At 43.4% G+C, this 3,717-nt stretch carries 2 protein-coding genes, 1 pseudogene and 1 other annotated feature; all 3 genes and pseudogenes read right to left on the minus strand.

What is annotated here, in order from left to right; translation table 11 throughout:
• Positions 1 to 127: 127 nt before the first annotated feature.
• A complete protein-coding gene (locus tag AB5H98_RS12955) occupies positions 128 to 1,174 on the minus strand; it encodes an acyltransferase family protein (protein WP_367926303.1) in 1,047 nt (348 codons plus the stop codon).
• 43 nt (positions 1,175 to 1,217) lie between these two features.
• Positions 1,218 to 1,424, minus strand: a binding site (T-box leader).
• Positions 1,425 to 1,480: 56 nt separating this feature from the next.
• Positions 1,481 to 2,956, minus strand: a complete 1,476-nt coding sequence (spoIVA, locus tag AB5H98_RS12960; RefSeq protein ID WP_367926304.1) for a stage IV sporulation protein A — start codon at positions 2,954 to 2,956, stop codon at positions 1,481 to 1,483.
• 16 nt (positions 2,957 to 2,972) lie between these two features.
• A pseudogene (locus tag AB5H98_RS12965) lies at positions 2,973 to 3,717 on the minus strand (hypothetical protein); the annotation flags it as partial.

The raw sequence follows: 3,717 nt of genomic DNA on the forward strand, positions 1-3,717 counted from the left end.
GGGGGCATTACAATGGTATATGGTTTTTTCTCTGGATCTCTTTGTGTGTGGAAATAATCGTTCTCTATCCACTTAGCGTACAAACGATCTTCCACTGTGCTCGGATCATAAATTTTATCGAGTTGTTTCATGATGTTGCACTCTCTTCCTTCCTCTTTTTTTCAAAAGTTCCAAGCATCCACGGAAAATACCGAGACGCAGGTAAAGCAATAAAATAATAGGCTGCCAATAACATAAATACTTCCTGTAAAAGCATGGCCGCCCCTCCTGTTTCAGTCAACGTAAATCCCAATGCCTGAAACGCCAATGGCAAGATCATTTTTACAATACTTTCCGCTCCACAGAACGCCAGTGTAAGTTGTCCCGCACGGCACAGAGATGGAATGGCTTGCAACACCAGCGATACCGCCATTGCACACCAGATTCCGTTTATCTCCATTATAAATCCCATTACCGCCGATAAATTGAAACTCATTTCTTGAATTCCGAACAAGCTTGGGAAATAGCCTCTTCCAAAATAAAAATCGGTGTAGAAAATATAAAACTGAATCAACGTTAAAGCCACAAGCAAACTTTTAAGGTATATGCCCGGCTTTTTCTCTCTCCACCACCAATAGATGCTATTGACACAATCTCCTAAAGAATAATATATAAGAAACCGCCCTGCCAACTCAATTCCCCATGGCAAATACGGACCTTCATTTGTAAACTTCACCAAACAGGAAATCGCCAAACTTGCCAACAAAAGCAATGCTTTGGAACGAATAAACTTCAAAAGGACTTGATAATAAATGGACATTAAAAATAGGCACGGCAAAAACCAAAGAGCCGGGAACGCAACGTCATTACGCATTGCTCGGAAAGTACGACGTACAATGTCAATAATTTCTCCTTGTGGAAGTTCAAACAAGAACGTCCGAACCGCAAGAGTCAAAAAACTAAATGCAAAATACGGAACTAAAATTCGTTTTGCCTTTTCCAAAATAAACTCTGGCAAAGGCTTGTCCTTCCTTCTGCTTGCAGAAAACCCTGAAGCGAAAAACAAAATACCCAGAGCGGTATTCTGCGCCAAAATTCCAAATCTGCCCATTCCATTGGTGTGCGCCACATAAACAAAATAAATGCCGATCAGTTTCATTACATCCAACCAACCCAAACGCGCTTTGGAATTCATGCAAAACCTCCTTTGCCAAATGTAAAAACCGTCCCATGCATACGCATGGGACGGTCAAAACCGCGGTACCACCCACATTGACTTGAAAAAGTCCACTCAAACCCTTTAACGCAGGACTACGAAAGCGGCTATAACATTTTCACCGCTTCTGCTCCAAAGCGACCATGTTTTCGCACGCCTGCCGCTTTCCACCCTCACGGCTCTCTAAAAGACGCTTATGCGCAAACAACCTCTTTTTCACAGCATTTCTTTTACTAGAATACTGTTTTCCCCGTAATTTGTCAACGCTCTTTTCTGAAAAAACTTTTATAGGATGATGCAAATTAAACCGGAACAACCTTCATTAATTACACGCTCCAGAGTTTGCTGAATTCGCTGCCTCGCCTCCGGCGGCATATTAAGCAATTTATTTTGCAAACCTTCGTTTACCAATTCATGCAAACTTTTTCCAAAAATATTGCTTTGCCATATTTTCAATGGCTCTGCCTCAAAATCAGACAAAAGGCTATTGACCAGTTCTTCTGATTGCTTTTCTGTTCCTACAATAGGTGCTACTTCTGTTGCGATATCCGCACGCATCATATGAATGGAAGGCGCACTCGCTCTCAGGCGAACGCCATAACGCCCACCTTGACGCATAATTTCCGGTTCTTCCAAGCGAAGTTCATCCATAGAGGGCATTACAATTCCATATCCGGTAGCATTTACCTCTTCCAATGCGCTTTCTATCTTTTCATATTTTCTGCGAATATTCGCCAGGCTTATAATGCACGGCATTAAACTCGCTTCATCAAATACTTCCAGACCGGTCTCTTCACTGAGAATCTTATAAAAAATGTCATCCTGAAGACTCAGTTCCATCACAATACAGCCTGTTCCCATATCCAAAGAACGCAAATGGCCACCTTTGATATATTCGCATTGAATGGTATTTCCGGACTGAATTGCCTCTTTCATAATAGAAATATTCTCTGCATATTGCTGAATCGCCTTATAAATCGAATCCTGCAACCAGTGACCCGGTTCCAAGGCCGTGACCCATTTCGGCATCGCAAAGGCAATTTCTTTCATAGGAAATTCAAACAACACGTGCTTGAGAATTTCTGTAATATCCTCAGCAGTCAAGTCGACACAGCTTATAGGCAAAACCGGCTTTCCATATTTTTCACTCAATTCATTTGCCAAGGCCACACTTGACGGCGCATCAGGCGTAACACTATTCAACAGAATTACGTAAGGCTTTTGAATCGCATCCAACTCAGCTATGACACGCTGTTCTGCCTGCTCATACTCCGCGCGTGGTATATCACTAATGGTCCCATCTGTGGTAATGACCAAGCCAATGGTTGAATGATCACAAATTACCTTTCTCGTACCCGTTTCTGCTGCTACATCAAAAGGGATCTCTTCATCAAACCAAGGGCTTTTCACCATACGAGGCTTTTCATCTTCCTCATGTCCCATGGCTCCCGTAACCATGTACCCAACACAATCAATCAAGCGGGTTCGAAATGTTACCCCATTATCCAACTCAATTGAAACGGCTTGCTCCGGAACAAATTTGGGTTCGGTTGTCATAATGGTTCGTCCTGCAGCAGACTGTGGCAACTCATCTCGAGCACGTTGTGCAAACGCGTCATTTTGAATTTCCGGCAAAACCATCAATTCCATAAAACGTTTTATAAAAGTGCTTTTTCCAGTTCTTACGGGCCCAACTATTCCAATATAGATATCGCCCCCTGTCCGATTGGCGATATCCGCATAAATGTCAGAATGAAGCATCTTTTCTTCCCCCTCCTTAAAGTGACGACGGGATCAACAGCTTGCAAGGTTCTGTCAATGTTCCTTCTTGCATCTGATTTGCCGAGGCAATCGCCTGTGGCGAAGCCGCATACCGCTTGGCAATATCAAAAAGTTCTTCGCCAGGCTGAGCAAAGTAGATTCGCAGCGCGATATCTCCATCTACTTTTTCTCGCGGTCCGATCGAGTGTACTTCCTGTACCACTTCGGTTTGTTTATAACCTGTCACAAGCGCCTTAATATGAACCGACGCTTTTGCTTCCATCTCTTGCCCATTCTTTCTGGCGGATGTTTCACGAACCGACATCCCATACTGTACCATCAAAGACTCCGGGGCATATGGATAAAGTCCCGGCAAATTTTCTTCGCACAGTTTATCGTAACAATCCAGTTCTCCCAATACGTTTCGGCACAAAAGATGCATCATTACGCGACAACGGAGTGCACATTTACCTTCCTGCTCTATCAATTCCAGAGAAAGCGGAGTTGCCCATGTTTCAAGGACTTCTGCTTGTTCATCAGGCAAGGTTCCGGATGTCGAGACATCAAAAGAAGAATCCATTTCATCTAAAACAAATTCCATTGTTCTCTTGCCTCGGCTAATCTCCACCTCATCCTGTGTAGAAAAAGCATCACAAACGGCAATTTGATGCATCTCACGATACACACGTATCTGAAGCAACGCTGTGACCGAGAGAAGACTCTTTTCGGATTCATCTTCTGTTCCCGCAGTAATCGTACAC

It is taken from the genome of uncultured Ruthenibacterium sp. (assembly GCF_963558415.1).
Lineage (GTDB): Bacteria > Bacillota > Clostridia > Oscillospirales > Ruminococcaceae > Ruthenibacterium.

What these genes read in the sequence shown, in the direction of transcription:
- AB5H98_RS12955 (WP_367926303.1), bottom strand. Translation starts at nt 1,174, where the DNA reads ATGAATTCCAAAGCGCGTTTGGGTTGGTTGGATGTAATGAAACTGATC.
- spoIVA (WP_367926304.1), bottom strand. Translation starts at nt 2,956, where the DNA reads ATGCTTCATTCTGACATTTATGCGGATATCGCCAATCGGACAGGGGGC.